Source organism: Kitasatospora sp. NPDC004289, assembly GCF_053602875.1.
This window is the reverse complement of record NZ_JBSGEL010000048.1, coordinates 1-17,346: the sequence shown is the minus strand read 5'-3', so window position 1 is coordinate 17,346 and position 17,346 is coordinate 1. Positions and strand designations below refer to the sequence as shown.

General features: G+C 71.8%; 16 protein-coding genes and 2 riboswitches. Of the genes, 7 read left to right on the top strand and 9 right to left on the bottom strand.

What is annotated here, in order from left to right; all coding sequences use genetic code 11:
- Window positions 1–20: 20 nt before the first annotated feature.
- The 6 genes from ACWEPF_RS27585 to ACWEPF_RS27560 form a co-directional block, all read right to left on the bottom strand.
- Window positions 21–1,277: a hypothetical protein gene (locus ACWEPF_RS27585; protein WP_452174657.1), complete on the bottom strand. Its 1,257-nt coding sequence runs from the start codon at window positions 1,275–1,277 to the stop codon at window positions 21–23.
- On the bottom strand, window positions 1,274–2,329 hold the full coding sequence (locus ACWEPF_RS27580) for a C40 family peptidase (RefSeq protein ID WP_345279817.1): 1,056 nt from the start codon (window positions 2,327–2,329) through the stop codon (window positions 1,274–1,276). The genes ACWEPF_RS27585 and ACWEPF_RS27580 overlap by 4 nt, the downstream gene beginning before the upstream one ends.
- Before the next feature lie 217 nt (window positions 2,330–2,546).
- A complete protein-coding gene (locus tag ACWEPF_RS27575) occupies window positions 2,547–3,602 on the bottom strand; it encodes an NlpC/P60 family protein (protein ID WP_449796791.1) in 1,056 nt (351 codons plus the stop codon).
- A gap of 61 nt (window positions 3,603–3,663) precedes the next feature.
- A riboswitch (cyclic di-AMP (ydaO/yuaA leader) is annotated at window positions 3,664–3,825 on the bottom strand.
- A 372-nt stretch (window positions 3,826–4,197) separates the two neighbouring features.
- Entirely contained in the window at window positions 4,198–5,229 is a 1,032-nt protein-coding gene (locus tag ACWEPF_RS27570; protein ID WP_452174656.1) for an NlpC/P60 family protein, read from the bottom strand.
- Window positions 5,230–5,424: 195 nt separating this feature from the next.
- The gene (locus ACWEPF_RS27565) at window positions 5,425–6,726 is read right to left on the bottom strand and encodes an NYN domain-containing protein (RefSeq protein ID WP_452174683.1); all 1,302 of its coding nucleotides are present in this window, start codon (window positions 6,724–6,726) and stop codon (window positions 5,425–5,427) included.
- A 344-nt stretch (window positions 6,727–7,070) separates the two neighbouring features.
- Window positions 7,071–7,334, bottom strand: coding sequence for a hypothetical protein (locus ACWEPF_RS27560; RefSeq protein ID WP_345279823.1), 264 nt, complete (start codon window positions 7,332–7,334; stop codon window positions 7,071–7,073).
- Window positions 7,335–7,528: 194 nt separating this feature from the next.
- Between ACWEPF_RS27560 and ACWEPF_RS27555 the strand changes: the two genes are divergently transcribed.
- Both ACWEPF_RS27555 and ACWEPF_RS27550 read left to right on the top strand, forming a co-directional pair.
- A complete protein-coding gene (locus ACWEPF_RS27555; RefSeq protein ID WP_452174655.1) occupies window positions 7,529–8,326 on the top strand; it encodes a rhomboid family intramembrane serine protease in 798 nt (265 codons plus the stop codon).
- On the top strand, window positions 8,323–8,601 hold the full coding sequence (locus ACWEPF_RS27550) for an Lrp/AsnC family transcriptional regulator (protein ID WP_452174654.1): 279 nt from the start codon (window positions 8,323–8,325) through the stop codon (window positions 8,599–8,601). The genes ACWEPF_RS27555 and ACWEPF_RS27550 overlap by 4 nt, the downstream gene beginning before the upstream one ends.
- 192 nt (window positions 8,602–8,793) lie before the next feature.
- On the opposite strand, the gene ACWEPF_RS27545 is transcribed toward ACWEPF_RS27550, so the two are convergent.
- The 3 genes from ACWEPF_RS27545 to ACWEPF_RS27535 all read right to left on the bottom strand — a co-directional run bounded on the left by ACWEPF_RS27545 (window position 8,794) and on the right by ACWEPF_RS27535 (window position 12,036).
- A complete protein-coding gene (locus ACWEPF_RS27545) occupies window positions 8,794–10,155 on the bottom strand; it encodes an aminotransferase class V-fold PLP-dependent enzyme (protein ID WP_452174653.1) in 1,362 nt (453 codons plus the stop codon).
- Window positions 10,156–10,208: 53 nt separating this feature from the next.
- Window positions 10,209–10,326, bottom strand: a riboswitch (SAM riboswitch).
- A 112-nt stretch (window positions 10,327–10,438) separates the two neighbouring features.
- Window positions 10,439–11,470 carry an anthranilate phosphoribosyltransferase gene (gene trpD / locus ACWEPF_RS27540; protein WP_452174652.1) on the bottom strand — a complete coding sequence of 344 codons (1,032 nt, stop codon included), beginning with the start codon at window positions 11,468–11,470 and terminating at the stop codon, window positions 10,439–10,441.
- Between the two features lie 146 nt (window positions 11,471–11,616).
- Complete coding sequence (locus ACWEPF_RS27535; RefSeq protein ID WP_345279832.1) at window positions 11,617–12,036, bottom strand: response regulator; 420 nt, start codon at window positions 12,034–12,036, stop codon at window positions 11,617–11,619.
- A 438-nt stretch (window positions 12,037–12,474) separates the two neighbouring features.
- On the opposite strand from ACWEPF_RS27535, the gene ctaE reads away from it, so the two are divergent.
- The 5 genes from ctaE (at window position 12,475) to ACWEPF_RS27510 (ending at window position 17,228) form a co-directional block, all read left to right on the top strand.
- A complete protein-coding gene (gene ctaE / locus ACWEPF_RS27530; RefSeq protein WP_345279833.1) occupies window positions 12,475–13,095 on the top strand; it encodes an aa3-type cytochrome oxidase subunit III in 621 nt (206 codons plus the stop codon).
- A 144-nt stretch (window positions 13,096–13,239) separates the two neighbouring features.
- Entirely contained in the window at window positions 13,240–14,049 is an 810-nt protein-coding gene (gene qcrC, locus ACWEPF_RS27525) for a cytochrome bc1 complex diheme cytochrome c subunit (RefSeq protein WP_345279834.1), read from the top strand.
- Complete coding sequence (qcrA, locus tag ACWEPF_RS27520; protein WP_345279835.1) at window positions 14,046–15,113, top strand: cytochrome bc1 complex Rieske iron-sulfur subunit; 1,068 nt, start codon at window positions 14,046–14,048, stop codon at window positions 15,111–15,113. The genes qcrC and qcrA overlap by 4 nt, the downstream gene beginning before the upstream one ends.
- A complete protein-coding gene (gene qcrB / locus ACWEPF_RS27515) occupies window positions 15,110–16,762 on the top strand; it encodes a cytochrome bc1 complex cytochrome b subunit (protein WP_452174651.1) in 1,653 nt (550 codons plus the stop codon). The genes qcrA and qcrB overlap by 4 nt, the downstream gene beginning before the upstream one ends.
- Window positions 16,763–16,865: 103 nt before the next feature.
- On the top strand, window positions 16,866–17,228 hold the full coding sequence (locus ACWEPF_RS27510; protein ID WP_452174650.1) for a GntR family transcriptional regulator: 363 nt from the start codon (window positions 16,866–16,868) through the stop codon (window positions 17,226–17,228).
- The last annotated feature ends 118 nt before the right edge of the window (window positions 17,229–17,346 follow it).

The window sequence follows — 17,346 nt, the reverse complement described above, 5'->3', positions numbered from 1 at the left end:
GCCCTTCGGCCCGGGGCGTGTCAGTGCGCGAAGCGCTGGTGCAGGTCGTCGGCCCACAGGCGGGTGAACTCGTCCAGGCCGAGGCCGAGGGTGGTGCGCAGCAGGCCGTCCAGCCACTCCTCGCGGGTGGTGGCCGGGCCCGCCGCGGCGTTCGCGCGGTAGAGGGCGACCAGCCGGCGCTCGCCGAAGCGGCGGACCATCAGGTCGCAGGCGGACCAGGCCAGTTCGTAGGCCAGCGCGATCCCGGTGGCCCCGGCCGTGAAGTCGGCGTCGGCGGGCAGCTTCGGGGAGAAGCCCCGGGCCGCGGCGGCCTTCGCCAGTTCGGGGGCGATCTGCTGCGGGGTGCGGTCGGTGCCCCGGTAGCCGGTGTGGTCGGCCACGCCCTCGGAGAGCCAGAGCGGGGTCCACGGCTTGGTGTCGGCGCGGGTGGCCACGTGGGTGATCTCGTGCGCGGTGACCACCCGGCGGCCCAGGTCGCTCAGGCCCGCGTAGGCCTGCGGGTTGATCAGGATCCGGTCGGCCGGGGTGCGCACCGGGGCCCCGGCGGCGGCGGTGGTGACGGCGGCTATCCCGGCGTACTGCCCGGCGGGGGTGCCGAGCAGCCGGTCGAACTGCTCGGCGGTGGCCGGGTGGCCGATCAGCAGCTTCCCGGGCCAGCCCGCGCCCCAGACCTCACCGACCAGCGGCACCGCCTGGTCGGCGGCGGCCGCGGTCCGGGCCAGCTCGGCCGGGGCGGCCTGGCCGAACACCAGGCAGTGCCTGCCCGGCGCCACCGAGACCGGGCCGAGGTCCCAGGGGGCGGCGGGGCCCTCGGGCTGCTCCTGCGTCAGCCGCCAGCCTCCGGTGCCCCGTTCGAAGGAGAGCCGGCGCCGCAGCACCGCCGGGTACTCGTCGTACTCCGCGACCCGCCAGCCGAGCTCGGCCCTGAGCGTCACGCCGGTGCCCGCCGGCTCCGTGAACTCGGTGATGCGGTACGAGAGTTCGGCCAGCGGAAGATCGGCCAGCCGGCGCAGCGCGGCCTGCCCGGCCTCCCCCGCGGGCAGAGCGGCCGCGTCGTGCCGCAGCAGTGCGCGGGCGCGGTCGGCCAGCAGTGCCTCCAGCTCGGGCCGGACGGCGGGCACGGTGGCCGCCGCCGTCGGCCCGGAGAACACCGGGGCGGCCGACCGGCCGCGGGGCGGGGAGAGCTGCACCAGCCCGGCGGCCGCGAGCAGCAGCGCGGCCCGGCGGGAGAGCGGCGGGGCGGAGCCGGACGCACTCCGGCCACCGGCTGCTGTCATACCCGGACGACTCCGGTGACGGGCATCGCGTTGACGCTCTCGTAGCGCACCCGGGCGCCGGGGTAGGGCGCGTGCACCACGACACCGCCGCCGGCGTACATGCCGACGTGGTGCATGTCCCTGTAGAAGATCACCAGGTCTCCCGGGCGGGCGTCGGCCAGACTGATCCGCTGGCCCGCGTTGGCTTGCTGCTGCGAGGTCCGCGGCAGGGTCACTCCGGCCTGCCGCCAGCTCCAGTACATCAGACCCGAGCAGTCGAAGGTGCGGGGGCCGGTGGAACCGTACACGTAGGGCGAGCCGATCTTGCTGGCGGCGGCGGCCAGCGCGGCGGCGGCCCGGCCGGAGGCGGCCGGGAGGTTGCCGAGGTCCACCCGCTCCCCGCCGCGGGCCGCGCGGCGCTCGGCGTCCCGGGCGTCGTCCGCCTGGAGCCGGGCCCGCTCGGTGGCGCCCAGACCGTTCAGCAGCCGCTGCGCCTTGGCCAGGCGCTGGCGGATCTCCTGCTTGCTCTCCGCCAGGGTGCGCCGCACCGACTCCAGCTCGGCCAGCTTGGCCGAGGTCTCGGCGCGGCGCTGGTCCAGCCGGCGCTGACGGTCGATCACCTGGCGCAGGGTGTCGTTCTGCCGTTCGCTGACCTGGTCCAGGGTGCGGGCCCGGTAGAGGTAGCCGGCCGGGTCGGAGTCCAGCATCAGCTGCACGGCCGGGTCGATGCCGCCGGCCCGGTACTGGGCGGCGGCCACCGAACCGAGGTCGGAGCGCAGCCGGTTGAGCTCCTCCTGGGCGGCGGCCACCTGGTCCTGGAGGGTGCCGGTCTCGGCCTGCAGGACGCGCTGCTGCTCCTGGGCGGCGTTGGCGCGCTCGGAGGCCTGCTCGGCCTCCTCGTAGATCTGGTCGACCTGGGCCTTGACGTCCTTGCGCGAGGTCGGCTCGGCCGGGGCGCCGGGCGCGGCGGCCGCGCCCCCGGCCGCCGCCACGCCGAGCACCGTGGTGGCGGCGGCGGTGAGCACCAGCGCGCGGGTCAGCCGGCGGGCGGCCGGCAGGGGGGAACGAGACACGGCGGCGGCTCCTGTGCGGCCGGGCCACCGCCGCCGACCAGGTGGGCGGGCGTCCTGACGGAGGTCCGGGGGCAGACGTTAGCGAGTCGCGGCGATCTAGTCCAAACCCCTACAGGGCCGAATATTTGACCACTAATCGGACAGCTGATCCACCGTCGGGAAACGCCGCAGGCCCGGCACGGGGCCGGGCCTGCGGGCTGTAGGACGTTCGGGTGGGTCAGACCCGGACGATCGCGTTGATCGGCATCACCGTGGCGGACTCGTGCCGGACCAGGGTGCCGGTGCGCGGGGCGTGCACGATCTGGCCGCCGCCGACGTACAGGCCGACGTGGTGCCGGTCGCCGTAGTAGATGATCAGGTCGCCGGGCTTGGCGTCGGCGATGTTGGTGCCGATGTTGGTGCCGGCGCCGGCCTGCGACTGCGAGGTGCGCGGCAGCGAGATCCCGGCCTTCTTGAACGACCAGACCATCAGGCCGGAGCAGTCGAAGGAGTCCGGGCCGGTGTCGCCCCAGCCGTAGGGCTTGCCGATCTGCGCCTCGGCGGCGGCGACCACGGTCGCGGCGAAGGAGCCGGCCGGGAGGGAGCTCAGGTCGGTGCGGCTCTCCGAACGGGAGGCGCGCTCGTCACCGCCGGAGGACTGCGGCTTGGCCGCGGACTTCGCCGCGGCGGCCTTGGCGCTCGCCTCGGCGGCGGCCTTCTGCTCGGCCTCGCGGATCTTCTGCTTCTCGGCCGCGTCCAGCGAGTCGTACAGGGCCTGGGCCTTCGCCAACTTGCCCTGGACGTCCTCCTTCTGGGCCTTCAGCTGCTGGCTGGTCTTCTCCAGGTCGGCCAGCTTGCCCTGGGTCTCGGCCTTCTGCTGGTCGAGCTTGTCCTGCTCGGTCTTCAGCTGCTTCAGCGCGTCGGCCTGCGAGACGCCGACCTGGTTGATCGCACCGGCCTGGCCGAGGAAGGCGTCCGGGCTGCTGGAGAGCATCAGCTGGACGGTCGGGGATATCCCACCGCTGCGGTACTGCTCGGCGGCGATCTCACCGAGGCTGGCCTGGAGGGCGTTCACCTGCTCCTGACCGCGCGCCACCTCGTCCTGGAGGTGGCCGACCTGGGTCTGCAGGGCCTGCTGCTTCTCGGTGTTCGCGTTGAACTGCTCGGTCGTGACCTCGGCCTGCTCGTTGAGCTGGTCGATCTGGCTCTTGACCTCGTCCTTGGAGGGCTGCGGGTCGGCGTGCGCTCCGGTCTGGCTGGAGAGGACCACGGCGGCGGCCGCGGCGGCCGTCATGATCGAGACGCGGGTACGACTGGCAGGCTTGGGACGACGATGGGACGCCACGAAGGCGGACTCCTTCTTCCTACGTCCGCCTACCGGGTGAGCTGACGGGTTCGGGCTGGAAGGTAGCCCTACGACGTCTCACCCCCGCACCGTCTCGCGACGGCCCGGCCGGCCTGACGCCGATTCACCCCGAGGAACGTGGTTCCCCGGCTCCGATCGGCAGCCACCCCCTCGGGGGTCCCCTGTCGGGCAGTCAACTCTCCCTGCCCCGCTGCGTCTCGAACTCGGCGGTAACCACCGCCGCCGCCCAGGCTGGACGATCGACAGTGCGGTGGTTCGACAATGACCCTAGTAACCCAACCGTGATCGGTTCAAATCCTTGTAAGAAAAAAGACGGAAGAAAGTCCAAGTGCATTTGTGATTGCGACCGACCGTGATCACGAATGCACGGTGAGCTGAGATTTCGCCCTCCGGAGACGACGGAGGGCCCGCCGGAGGTGTCCCACATCACAGCGGGATTCCGGCGGGCCCGGGCGTGTCACGGGGCGTCAGTTGCCCCGGCTCACACCAGTTGTCCGTTATGCCGTGCTCGGCTGACCGGCCGTCAGACGCGGCGGATGGTCTTGATCGGCATCACGTTGGCGGGGGCCACCTTGACCACGTCACCGGTGCGCGGCGCGTGCACCATCATGCCGTTGCCGATGTACATGCCGACGTGGTGCGCGTCGCTGTGATAGATGATCAGGTCGCCCGGCTGGGCGTTGGCCACGTCGTTGCCCACGTTGGTGCCGACGCTGGCCTGCGACTGCGAGGTGCGCGGCAGCGAGACGCCGGCCTGCGCGTAGGCCCAGACCATCAGGCCGGAGCAGTCGAAGTTGTTCGGGCCGGTGGCGCCCCAGACGTACGCGCGGCCCTGCTTGCTGAGCGCGGCGTTCATCGCGACGCCCGCGTAGCCGGCGGCCGGCGGCAGGGTGCTCGGGTCGATCCGGGTGGCGCTGCGGGAGGAGCGGTCGCCGCTGGTGATGGCGGCGCGGTCGGCGGCGCTCAGCTGGTTGAGGAGGTTCTTGGCCTCCTGCAGCTTGCGCTGGACCTCGTTCTTGGAGTCGTTCAGGGCCTTGGTGTTGCGGTCCAGCTCGGCCAGCACCGAGGCGGCCTCGGCCTTCTGCTGGTCCAGCCGGCGCTGCTGGTCCTGGAGCGAGCGCAGGGTCTGCGCCTGGGTCTGGTTGACCTGGTCGGCGCTGGAGGCCTTGCTCAGGTAGCCGTCCGGGTCGGAGGCGAGCATCAGCGCCACCGACGGGTCGACCCCGCCGTTGCGGTACTCGTCCGCCGCCACGGCGGCCAGGCCGGTCTGGAGCTGCGTCATCTGCTCCTGGCCGCGGGCCACCTGGTCCTGCAGCTGGTCGGCCTGCTTGCGCAGCTGGTCGGCCCGCTCCTTGGCGCCGTTGTAGCGCTCGGCGGCCTGCTCGCCCTCTTCGTAGAGCTTGTCGACCTGGGCCTTGACCTCGTCCTTGGTCGGCTTCGCGGGGGCCGCGTAGGCACCGGACTGGGCGGAGACGGCGACCGCGGTCGCAGCGGCGGCGGTGAGCACGATGACCCGTGCGCGGCTCGGCTGCTTGGGACGGCGGTGGGAAGCCAAGGTGACGAACTCCTTCAGCACTCCTGGACGCCCACCCGTTCGAGCGATAGTCCAGAAAATAGGTTTGACGCCTGACCCTAGTGAGTCAGGAGCCGTCGCGCCACTCCCCTACCGGGACGAACTTCCCTACGCACAGCGGCTTTCACGAGACGGACACAAACGCGCCACGCTCCCCTGACCGGACATCAGAAGAGTTCACGGCCTGGACAGCCGCCGGAGCAGCAGCATCGAGGAGACCGGGCGCGCACCCGCCTTCTTCACGCCGTCCGCCACCTCCTTGTCGGTGGAGACCACCACCACCGGCCGCCCCTGCGGCTCGGCCCGCACCAGCCGGCGGATCAGCTCGTCCGCCGTCTCGCCGGTCCGGCTGAAGCGCACCCGCACCCCGCGCGGCGGCGCCATGATGACCGGAGCGTCCAGGTCCTGACCGTCGAACACGCAGGTCACCTCGGCCTGGGTGCGCTGGGCCAGCATCGCCAGCCCGCCCAGCAGCCGCATCCGCTGCTGCTCCAGCGGCAGCGTCGGGTACCCGGTCTTGGTCACGTTGTAGCCGTCCACCACCAGGTGGACCTGAGGGATCGCCAGCAACTGGTCCAGCAGCGCCGGATCGTCCTCGGCCAGCGCCCGCCGGGCCACGTCGTGCGGCGAGGCCGAGCCCGGCACCACCGCGTCCACCAGATCGGCGGGGTGGAGCTGCGTCACCGGCAGCGCAAGCTCCCGCTGGAGGCCCTGGGCCGACTGCAGCACCGTGTCCAGCAGCAGCCGCAGCCGCATGTCCTCGACGCTGCGGCCCTCCCGGACCGAACGGCGGCCGGTCTCCAGCGCGCCCTCCAGCTCGGTGATCCGGTGCCGCAGCCGCCGGGACTCCGCCTCGGCGGCGCTCAGCTCGGCGGACGCGGCGGCCCTCGCCTCCGCCAACTCGGCCTGCGCCTTGCGGGCCTCGGCCTGCGCCCGCCGGGTGTCGCTCTCCAGGCTCCGCACCTTCTTGCGCAGCGACTCCGCCTCGCGCCGCACCCCCTCGCCCTCGGCGCGCTGCCGGTCGAGGTCGGCCCGGGCGTGGGCCCTGGCCTCCGCCAGCTCCTCCTGGAGCTTCTCCACCAGCCGCTCGGCCTCGGCCGCCGCCCCCTCGGCGCCGGCCCGCTCGGCCAGCTCCCCGGCCTCCGCCACCAGCGCGGCCCAGCCGGCCGGGCGGACCAGGTAGGCGGCGGCGGCCACGTCCATCGGATCGGCCGCGCCCGGCACGCTGCCCGACTCCAGTGCCTTCACCAGATCGGGCTGGCCCAGCCGCAGGCGTTCGGCTATCCGCTGCCGGAAGGCCGGGTCCGCCTCCAGCGCGGCGGCCAGCGCGGTGGCCGCGTACTTGGCCCGGCGGGCGGGGGTGAACTTGGCGTACTGCCGCAGCGAGGCCGGGAGTTCACCGGCGGGGAGCCCGCCGAGGGCGTCGGCGGCGATGCCCACCACGCGGTGGCGGACGCCCTCCGGGAGCGGACGGCCCAACTGCTCGCCGTGGGGCTGCTCGGTGTCCTGGGGAACGGGGCCCTCGACAGTGAGGCCCTCGACGGTGGGGCCTGCGGTGGTGGGGGCCTCGGTGGCGAGGTCCTCGGTGGTGGGGTCCTCGGAGGCGGCGGCCGCAGGGGCCGGCCCCGCCGGGGGTCGCTGCCCCTGCGGTTCGGCTGTCCCCCTGGCTGCGTCCACCACGTCCTCGGCTCCGATCCTGCTGCGCGGGGTCCGCACGGCCGTTTGCCGCTGCCCTCAAACACACCGCTCTCTGCAATTGTCGCGGGTACCGTGCCCCGGCCCGACACGCGCCACACGCCGGGCGGGCCGGGGCACCCGCGATCTCAGGAGTCCTGCTGCTCCGCGGCGGCGTCCTCCGCCCCCGGACGGGCCACCAGCTCGACCTGGTCGACCGCGTTGCACCAGCGGCAGCGGACCGACTCGACGGTCTCGGCGAGCACCTCGGTCTCCTCCACCTTGGACTCACCGGCCAGGTCGAAGTGGAGGAACTCCACCGTCCGGGCGGAGCGGGTCACGTCGAAGCGGGTGAGGTTGCCGCAGAGCGTGCAACGCCAGCGGGTCTCGGCGGTGGGGAGCGCGATGGTCATGTGCCAAGTCCTCTCGTTGGTGCCGCGCGATCGGCGGTCACCCAGGGTCCGGGAGGCCAAGCCTATTGCCTGGCCGGGTGCCCGCGGACCGGGCGTCCGCGATCCGGTCCGACGGATTCCGGCCCGCCCCGCGGGTCCCCCACATGCAGCAGGCCCGGGTGTGCCGGACCGGCCCCGGAGGAATGCCTGCACCCATGGCCACCCCCGTCCTGGACCCGCCCGGCACCCGCGACCTCCGCCCGCCGGAACGGGTCCCCGTGGTCACCTGGACGCTGATCGGCCTGAGCCTGCTGGTCCTGCTGGTCTCCCCCAGCGCCGGCCTCAACCCCCGCTACGGCACCGGCCCGGCCCGGGTCTGCGCCGAGCAGCGCTACGAACAGCGCTGGGGGGCCGTCCCCGCCGAGCTGCTGGCGAACCGTCCGCTGACGCAGGACCGGCTCCGGCAGCTGCCGCCCGCGTCGGCGGACTGCCCGCCGCTGGTGCCCTCGCCGCACAAGCTGGTGCTGCTCTCGCCGCTGACCGGTCTGTTCGTGCACGCCGGGTGGGCGCACCTGCTGGGCAACCTGCTCTTCCTCTTCGTCTTCGGGCCGGGGGTGGAGCAGCGGTTCGGGCGGGTCCGGTTCCTGCTCGGCTACCTGATGGTGGGTCACCTCGCCACCTACGGCTGGGCGCTCGCGCAGACCGGCGGGCCCGAGTCGGTCCGCGCCCTGGTCGGGGCCTCCGGGGCGATCGCCGGAGTGCTCGGCGCCTACCTGCGGCTGTACCCGAGGGCGCGGGTCACCGCGCTGGTGCCGGTGCTGCTCTTCCTGCCGCTGCGGTTCCCGGCCTGGCTGGTGCTCGGGCTCTGGTTCCTGCTCCAGTGGCTCTCGGTCCGCCAGGGGGGCACCGGCGTGGCCTACGCGGTCCACGTCATCGGCTTCGCCGCCGGGTACCTGGGCACCTGGGCGGCCGTTACGCTGACCCGGAACCAACGGACAGGAGCTTCAGAGTGATCACCGCGATCGTGCTCATCAGGACCAGCGTCGACCGGATCCCCGAGATCGCCGAGGAGATCGCGGCCATCGAGGGCGTCAGCGAGGTCTACTCCGTGACCGGCGGCTACGACCTCGTCGCCATGGTCCGGGTCCGCCACCACGACGACCTCGCCTCCGTCATCCCGGCCAAGGTCAACAAGATCCCCGGCGTCCAGCACACCGAGACCCAGATCGCCTTCCGCACCTACTCCAAGCACGACCTCGAAGCGGCGTTCGCCCTCGGGCTCGACTGACATACGGAGCCTCGGCAGGGCAAGCGCTCAGGGGCGCGAGGAACTGCGCGGGTACGGAAGGCGGCTCACCGGCAACTGAACCGCCGTCAGCCGGTTGCCCGTGCTGCCGTTCCCCCCGCGCGCGCCGCGGCGGAGCCGCAGATCAGCAGAGCCCCGCGCCCCTGAGGTCGCTGCCCTACCGTCCCACTCCGCTCAGCCCCGACGGGAGTCGGCGACGCAGCGGCCGCCCTCGTTGCGGTAGTTCCAGGCCGCCCCGTCGGAGACGAGCGCCCGGACGGCGGCCAGGAAGCGGTCGAGGTGCTCGTCCGGGGTGCCGGCGCCGAAGGAGACCCGGATGGCGTTGAGGCTGCGCTCGCCCGGCAGCGACGGCTCGGGGGCGCCGCACTCGGAGGGCGCCGCCTCCTCCCCGCCGAGCAGGGTCCGCACCAGCGGGTGCGCACAGAACAGACCGTCGCGCACGCCGATGCCGTACTCGGCGGAGAGCGCGGCGGAGAAGTGCGAGCTGTTCCAGCCCTGCACCACGAAGGAGAGCACGCCGACCCGGGCGGCGTCCTCGCCGAACAGGCTGAGCACCCGGACCTCGGGGACCTCGGCCAGACCGGCCTTCAGACGGGCGATCAGCTCCTGCTCGCGGGCCTCCAGCGCGTCGAAGCCGGCCTCGGTGAGCGCCCGGCAGGCGGAGGCGACGGCGTAGGCGCCGATCACGTTCGGGGAGCCGGCCTCGTGGCGGGCCGGGCCGGTCTGCCACTCGACGGCGACGGAGCCGTCGAGCTCGCGGGCGACGGTGCGGCTGGCGCCGCCGCCGGCCAGGTAGGGCTCGGCGGCGTCCAGCCAGTCGGAGCGGCCCGCCAGGACGCCGGCGCCGAACGGGGCGTAGAGCTTGTGGCCGGAGAAGGCGATCCAGTCGACGTCCAGCTCGCGGACCGAGACGCGGTGGTGCGGGGCCAGCTGGGCGGCGTCCAGGACGACCCGGGCGCCGTGGCGGTGGGCCACCTCGGTCAGTTCGGCGATCGGCCAGAGCTCGCCGGTGACGTTGGAGGCACCGGTGACGCAGAGCAGGCGGTGCTCGGCGGGGTTCTGAGCGAGCGCCAGGTCGAAGGCCTCGACCGCCTCGGCGTGCGAGCGGGGGGCGCGCAGGTAGGTGACCTTGAGGCCGTTGTGCGCCCAGGGCAGCAGCGAGGCGTGGTGCTCGGTCTCGAAGGCGAAGACCTCGGTGCCGGCCGGGACGGCGGCGGCCAGGAGGTTGAGCGAGTCGGTGGTGGCGCGGGTGAAGACGACCTGGTCGCCCTCGCGCAGGTCGAGGAACTCCTCGACGGTGCGGCGGCTCTGCTCGAACAGGTCGGTGGAGAGCTGAGAGAGGTAGCCGGCGCCGCGGTGCACCGAGCCGTAGTACGGGGCGTAGGCGGCGACGTCGTCCCAGACCCGCTGGAGGGCCGGGGAGCTCGCGGCGTAGTCGAGGGCGGCGTAGGTGACCTTCTCGCCGGAGGCCAGCGGCACCTGGACGTCGTGGCCGAGGACGGGGAGCGGGGCGCAGGTGGAGGTGGCGACGGACATGGGGGTGCACTCCTCTGAAGGTCCGGGACCTCGGGGTGCAGCTGTGCCGCCGACGTCCGCGCTTGCGCTGCGGACGGATCGCCGCAGTGCCCGGTCCTCACCCAGGGCACCCCGCCACGGACGGAGGGTTGCCGGACAGCAAGCTGGGGCTTGTCGCTGTCGCTCATGACCTGTCGTGAACTCTAGAGCGGCTTCCGAAGAGTGGTCAAACGGCATTCCACTATCTGGACGCATCCGGGTACGAAGAAGGCCCGGACCGTGGTCCGGGCCTTCAACTCGACGCTCAGGAACGGGTGGTGGCCTCGGCCCAGTTCTTCAGCAGGGTCTCGGCGGCGCCCGAGTCGATGGCCTCGGCGGCCCGCGCCATCCCGGCCTTCAGCTGCTCCGGGAGCGGGGCGTCGGTGAGGTCCAGGGCGGTCAGCGCGGCGGCCGAGTTGAGCAGCACCGCGTCCCGGACCGGGCCGCGCTCACCCGCCAGCAGGCGGCGGACCACGGCGGCGTTGAAGGCCGGGTCGCCGCCGCGCAGCGCCTCGATGTCGACCAGGTCGATGCCGACCTCGCGCGGGTCGAAGGTGGTCTCGGTGACCTGACCGTCCTTCACCGTCCAGACGTGCGAGGTGGTGGAGATGGTCAGCTCGTCCAGGCCGTCGTCACCCCGGAAGACCAGCGCGCTGGCGCCGCGGCGGGCCAGCACCCCGGCGATCAGCCCGGCGAGGCGGGTGTCGAAGCAGCCGATCGCGTGGGCGGTCACCCGGGCCGGGTTGGTCAGCGGGCCGAGGATGTTGAAGGCCGTCGGCACCCCGAGGTCGCGGCGGGCCGGGGCCGCGTGCCGCATCGCGGGGTGGAACACCGGGGCCGGGCAGAAGGTCAGGCCGACCTCCTCGGCGATCTCGGCCACCCGGTGCGGCGGGACGTCCGGGCTGACGCCGAGCTGCTCCAGCACGTCGGTCGCGCCGCTGGCGGAGGAGGCGGCACGGTTGCCGTGCTTCACCACCTTGGCCCCGGCGGCGGCGGCCACGATGGCCGACATGGTGGAGATGTTGACCGTCTTGGCGCGGTCGCCGCCGGTGCCGACGATGTCCACCGCCGGTCCGGGGACGGTGAGTTGGACGGCGTGGGCGTACATCGAGTCGACCAGGCCGGCGATCTCGTCCACCGTCTCGCCCTTGGCGCGGAGCGCCACCACGAAGCCCGCCACCTGGACGGGGGTGGCCTCGCCGCTCATGATCCGGTCCATCGCCCAGGCGGCGTCGGCCTGGGTGAGGTTCTCACCGGCGAGCAGTGCGCTCAACAGGTCGGGCCAGGTACGGGCCATGGCTAGCTCCAGTTCTCCGTCTTGACGTGGACTGGAGCCAGCCTAGCGAGGTGCGGCCCGCTGATGCGGTGTTGTTCTTCCCAGTGAGACGGCCGCCCCGGGTGGGACGGTGCGTCAGTTCCCCGCGCCCCCGGACGCATCACCACTTACGCAGGAGTGCGCCTCGCCACGCGGGCTCGCAGCAGCGTGGCCGCGGACTCGGCGAAGGGGACCGGGTCGACCGGGTGGGAGATGGCGGCGTCGGCGCGGGACCAGGCGGCGAGCCAGGAGTCCTGCGGGCGGCCGATGAGGACGAGGACCGGCGGGCAGCCGTAGATCTCGTCCTTGATCTGGCGGGCGACGCCGAGGCCGCCGGCCGGGACGGCCTCCCCGTCGAGGACGCAGAGGTCGATGCCGCCCTTCTCCAGGGCGCGCAGGACGGCGGGCACCGTCGCGCACTCCAGCACCTCGACCTCGGGGAGGTCGGCGGCGGGGCGGCGGCCGAGGGCAAGGGTGACCTGCTCGCGGGTGTTGCGGTCGTCGCTGTAGACGAGCACGGTGAGCGTCTCGTCCGTCGTGTGCGCCATGGGCCCTGCTCCCGGTGCTCGTCCTCTTATATGGGTGGTGCGCGCGCGTCGGCTCGACCGGGCCCGGATGTGATCCGGACCACGTTCACTTCCGGATGCTACTCCGGCGCACCGCCCGTGGTGAGCCCCTCGCGCGATCTCGCCGGGACGAGCCCTCCCGGGACTCACCCGCTCGGGCGACGGACCGTCACCCGGTGGGCCGAGTCCACCCGGACGGCGGAGGGAGCGGGCGCCCCTAGCCGACGGACCGTCAGGAGGCCCGGAGCAACACGCGGGGCGAACGGGTGTCGGCACCTTCCGATGAACCATCAGAAAACGGACACCGGGCCGGTGGAGGGGGTCTCCGACGCCCCGTCGGCTGCCATCGGGGCATACCGCACGCACCGGACACTCCGAGGTGGACCCCCCGGCGTGAAGACGGAATAAGGGACCGACATAATGTCCGTCGTGGCGACAGCAACAGCAACAGAAACCGGACACGCGCACGGAGCGGTCAACAGGCCGAACCTCGTCAGCGTCGGAACCATCGTCTGGCTGAGCTCGGAGCTGATGTTCTTCGCGGCCCTGTTCGCGATGTACTTCACCCTCCGCTCGGTCAAGGGCGCAGAGTTCTGGACCGAGAAGGCTCACGCACTGAACGTGCCCTTCTCCTCGGTGAACACCACGATCCTGGTGCTCTCCTCCCTCACCTGCCAGCTCGGCGTCTTCGCCGCCGAGCGCGGTGACGTGAAGAAGCTCCGCTCGTGGTTCGTCATCACCTTCGTGATGGGCGCGATCTTCATCGGCGGTCAGATCTTCGAGTACACCGAGCTGGTCAAGAAGGACGGCCTCTCGCTGTCCTCGGACCCGTACGGCACGGTGTTCTACCTGACCACCGGCTTCCACGGCCTGCACGTGACGGGTGGTCTGATCGCGTTCCTGCTGGTCCTGGCACGGACGTACGCAGCCAAGCGGTTCACGCACGAGCAGGCCACCGCCGCGATCGTGGTGTCGTACTACTGGCACTTCGTCGACGTCGTGTGGATCGGCCTGTTCGCGACCATCTACCTGATCAAGTAACCAGCTAGATCAGGTCGCTGGCCGCCGGCCGGAGCCGACTGACCGCACCGACCGACCGCGCGCGGCCCCGCAGCACCCGAGCAGAACGGGCAGCGCGGGGCACGCCCATCCAGCCGACCAGATCCTGACCCCGGGGTTAAATCCGTGAAAAAGCTCTCAGCACGACGGCGCCACCCACTGGCGGCGCTGCTCGTCCTAATCTTCGCCCTGGCGGCCACCGGGGGACTGTACGCCGCGTTCGCGCCCGCAGAGAAGGCGCAGGCCGACAGCTCGGCGCAGTCGCTCGCGATCGATGAGGGCAAGAAGCTCTTCGCCGTCGGCTGCTCCTCCTGCCACGGCCTCAACGGCGAGGGCACCTCGGACGGTCCGAGCCTGGTCGGCGTCGGCACCGCCGCGGTCGACTTCCAGGTGGGCACCGGCCGCATGCCGGCCCAGCAGCCCGGCGCGCAGGTGCCGAAGAAGAAGGTCATCTACTCGCAGCCCGAGATCGACCAGATGGCCGCCTTCGTGGCCTCGCTCGGCCCCGGCCCGGTGGTTCCGCTCAAGGAGCAGTACACCTCCACCAACCCGGACGACGTCGCCAAGGGCGGCGAGCTGTTCCGGACCAACTGCGCCCAGTGCCACAACTTCGCCGGTCAGGGTGGTGCCCTGACTCGGGGCAAGTACGCCCCGTCGCTCGAGGGCGTGGAGGCCAAGCACATCTACGAGGCCATGCAGACCGGCCCGCAGAACATGCCTTCCTTCCCGGACAGCACCATGCCCGAGGAGCAGAAGAAGCAGATCGTGGCCTTCGTCCGCCACACCACCAACGACGAGCCCAACCCCGGCGGCCTGACCCTGGGCAGCCTCGGTCCGGTGACCGAGGGCCTGTTCGGCTGGATCTTCGGCCTCGGCTCGCTCATCGCGGTCGCGATCTGGGTCGCCGCCCACACCACCAAGGCCAAGAAGTCATGAGCCACGACATGTCCAAGGACAACCTGCCGGAGTCGCACGACTCCCACGGCACCGCGGTCGCCACGCACGGCGACCCGTTCGCCGACCCGGGCCTGCCGGCCCACGAGCCGCGTCGCACCGACATCGACGAGCGGGCCGCCAAGCGGGCCGAGCGCCAGGTCGCGATGCTGTTCATCCTGTCGATGCTGTCGACCATCGGGTTCATCGCGTCCTTCGTGATCTTCCCGATCGACAAGATCGTCTACATCTTCCCGATCGGTCACGTCAGCGCGCTGAACTTCGCGCTCGGCCTGACCCTCGGCGTGGCGCTCTTCTGCATCGGCGCGGGCGCGGTCCACTGGGCCCGCACCCTGATGTCGGACCACGAGATCCCGGCCGAGCGCCACCCGATCGAGGCCGACGACGAGGTCCGCGCCGACGTCATCGAGCAGTTCAAGACGGGTGCCGCCGAGTCCGGCTTCGGCCGTCGCAAGCTGCTGCGCAACACCCTGATCGGGTCGATGGCCCTGGTGCCGCTCTCCGGCGTGGTGCTGCTCCGCGACCTCGGGCCGCTGCCCGAGGACAAGCTGGAGCACACCGGCTGGAAGGAGGCCACCCAGGCCAAGCCGCTCCAGCTGATCAACATGAACACCAACGAGCCGATGAAGCCCGAGGACGTCATCGTCGGCTCGCTCACCTTCGCGAAGCCGGAAGGCCTCGAGGAGGACGCGCACGACTTCCAGGTCCAGATCGCCAAGGACGCGCTGATGCTCGTCCGGATCGCGCCCGGCGACCTCAAGGACGAGAAGTCCAAGGAGAAGGGCTTCGAGGGCATCCTCGCCTACTCGAAGATCTGCACCCACGTCGGCTGCCCGATCAGCCTGTACGAGCAGCAGACCCACCACGCGCTCTGCCCCTGCCACCAGTCGACCTTCGACCTGGCGGACGGCGCGCGCGTCATCTTCGGCCCGGCCGGCCACCCCCTGCCGCAGCTGAAGATCACCGTTGACGAAGCGGGCTACCTGGTCGCCACCGGCGACTTCGACGAGCCCGTCGGTCCGAGCTACTGGGAGCGCAGCCGATGAGCACGAGCAGCACCTCGGGTGCCGCCAAGCCGGCCAGCACCCGCGCGAAGCCCGCCAACAAGTACGAGGCGGCGGCGGACTGGGCCGACGGCCGGCTGGGCATCTACACCCTGGCCAAGGCCAACCTGCGGAAGATCTTCCCGGACCACTGGTCCTTCATGCTGGGCGAGATCTGCCTCTACACCTTCATCATCATCATCCTGACGGGTGTCTACCTCACCCTGTTCTTCACCCCGAGCATGGGCGAGACCGTGTACCACGGCTCCTACGCCCCGCTCCAGGGGATCAGGATGTCGGAGGCCTACGCCTCGACCCTGGACATCTCCTTCGAGGTCCGCGGTGGTCTGCTGATCCGTCAGATCCACCACTGGGCCGCGCTGGTGTTCGTCGCCGCGATGATCGTGCACATGATGCGCGTCTTCTTCACCGGCGCGTTCCGCAAGCCGCGCGAGGTCAACTGGGTCTTCGGCTTCCTGCTGCTGTTCCTGGGCATGTTCGACGGGTTCATGGGCTACTCGCTCCCCGACGACCTGCTCTCGGGCACCGGCATCCGGTTCATGGAGGGCGCCGTCCTGGCGGTGCCGCTGGTCGGCACCTACCTCCAGATGTTCCTGTTCGGCGGCGAGTTCCCCGGCACCGACATCGTGCCGCGGTTCTTCACCATCCACGTCCTGCTGCTGCCGGGCATCATGCTCGGCCTGCTGGTCGCGCACCTGATCCTGGTCTTCTACCACAAGCACACCCAGTGGGCGGGCCCGGGCAAGACCGAGCAGAACGTCGTCGGCATGCCGCTGATGCCGGTCTACATGGCCAAGGCCGGTGGCTTCTTCTTCCTGGTCTTCGGCATCATCGCCGCGGTCTCGGCGATCGCCACGATCAACCCGATCTGGGCGTACGGCCCGTACCGTCCGGACCAGGTGTCGACCGACGCCCAGCCCGACTGGTACATGGGCTTCTCCGAGGGCCTGATCCGCGTCATGCCGGGCTGGGAGATCGGCCTGTGGGGCCACACGCTGAACCTCGGCGTGTTCATCCCGCTGATGATCTTCCCGCTGGTCCTGGTCGCCATCGCGGTCTACCCGTTCATCGAGAGCTGGGTCACCGGCGACAAGCGCGAGCACCACATCCTGGACCGCCCGCGCAACGCTCCCGTCCGCACCGCCTTCGGCGCGGCCTGGATCAGCCTCTACCTGGTGCTGCTGATCGGTGGTGGCAACGACCTGTTCGCCACGCACTTCCACCTCTCGATCAACGACATCACGTACTTCGTCCGGGTGGGCTTCTTCGTCATCCCGGTGATCACGTTCATCGTCACCAAGCGCTGGTGCCTCGGCCTCCAGCGCCGCGACAAGGAGAAGGTGCTGCACGGTCGCGAGACCGGCATCATCAAGCGCCTGCCGCACGGCGAGTTCGTCGAGGTGCACGCGCAGCTGCCGCAGGCGGACCTGCACAAGTACACCGCCCACGAGCAGCCGCAGCCGATCGAGCTGCCGGCCGAGGTGGACGAGAACGGCGTCAAGCGCAAGGTCGGCGTCCTCGCCAAGACCCGCTCGAAGCTCTCCCGGGGCTTCTACGGCGAGGGCAGCCAGATCCCCAAGCCCACCGCCGAGGAGCACCACGAGATCACCAGCGGCCACGGCCACCACTGATCTCACCCGTAGCAACGCCACAGCCGATGGCCCCCGCCGCTTCCGCGGCGGGGGCCATCGGCCTTTCCGGCAGAATGGGGCCAACGAACCGTCAGGAGACCACGTGCAGCTGTCCGTCGACCACCAGTCGGCCACTCCCCCGTACGAGCAGGTACGGCTCCAGATCGCCGAACAGGCCCGCAGCGGGGCCCTGGCCGCCGGCCTGAAGCTCCCCACCGTCCGGGCCCTGGCCGAGGAGCTCGGCCTCGCCGCCAACACGGTGGCCCGGGCCTACCGCGAGCTGGAGGCCGACGGGGTGGTCGAGACCCACGGACGACGCGGCACCCTCATCGCCGCCACCGGCGACACCGCCCACAAGCTCGCCGCCGCCGCGGCCACCGACTACGCCCAGAGGGCGGCCCGCCTGGGGCTCACCCACGCCGAGGCCCTCGCCGCGGTCACCAGTGCACTGGACGTCGCCTACTGACGGAGGTGGCTGCGCATCCGGGGGCGCGGGGAACTGCGCGCGGGGGAACGGCAGCACCTGCAACTGGCTGACGTGCCCTCAGTTGCAGGTGAGCCGCTTCCGTACCCGCGCAGTTCCC

What these genes read in the sequence shown, in the direction of transcription:
- ACWEPF_RS27585 (WP_452174657.1), bottom strand. Translation starts at nt 1,277, where the DNA reads ATGACAGCAGCCGGTGGCCGGAGTGCGTCCGGCTCCGCCCCGCCGCTC.
- ACWEPF_RS27575 (WP_449796791.1), bottom strand. Translation starts at nt 3,602, where the DNA reads ATGACGGCCGCCGCGGCCGCCGCCGTGGTCCTCTCCAGCCAGACCGGA.
- ACWEPF_RS27560 (WP_345279823.1), bottom strand. Translation starts at nt 7,334, where the DNA reads ATGACCATCGCGCTCCCCACCGCCGAGACCCGCTGGCGTTGCACGCTC.
- ACWEPF_RS27555 (WP_452174655.1), top strand. Translation starts at nt 7,529, where the DNA reads ATGGCCACCCCCGTCCTGGACCCGCCCGGCACCCGCGACCTCCGCCCG.
- ACWEPF_RS27545 (WP_452174653.1), bottom strand. Translation starts at nt 10,155, where the DNA reads ATGTCCGTCGCCACCTCCACCTGCGCCCCGCTCCCCGTCCTCGGCCAC.
- trpD (WP_452174652.1), bottom strand. Translation starts at nt 11,470, where the DNA reads ATGGCCCGTACCTGGCCCGACCTGTTGAGCGCACTGCTCGCCGGTGAG.
- ACWEPF_RS27535 (WP_345279832.1), bottom strand. Translation starts at nt 12,036, where the DNA reads ATGGCGCACACGACGGACGAGACGCTCACCGTGCTCGTCTACAGCGAC.
- ctaE (WP_345279833.1), top strand. Translation starts at nt 12,475, where the DNA reads ATGTCCGTCGTGGCGACAGCAACAGCAACAGAAACCGGACACGCGCAC.
- qcrA (WP_345279835.1), top strand. Translation starts at nt 14,046, where the DNA reads ATGAGCCACGACATGTCCAAGGACAACCTGCCGGAGTCGCACGACTCC.
- qcrB (WP_452174651.1), top strand. Translation starts at nt 15,110, where the DNA reads ATGAGCACGAGCAGCACCTCGGGTGCCGCCAAGCCGGCCAGCACCCGC.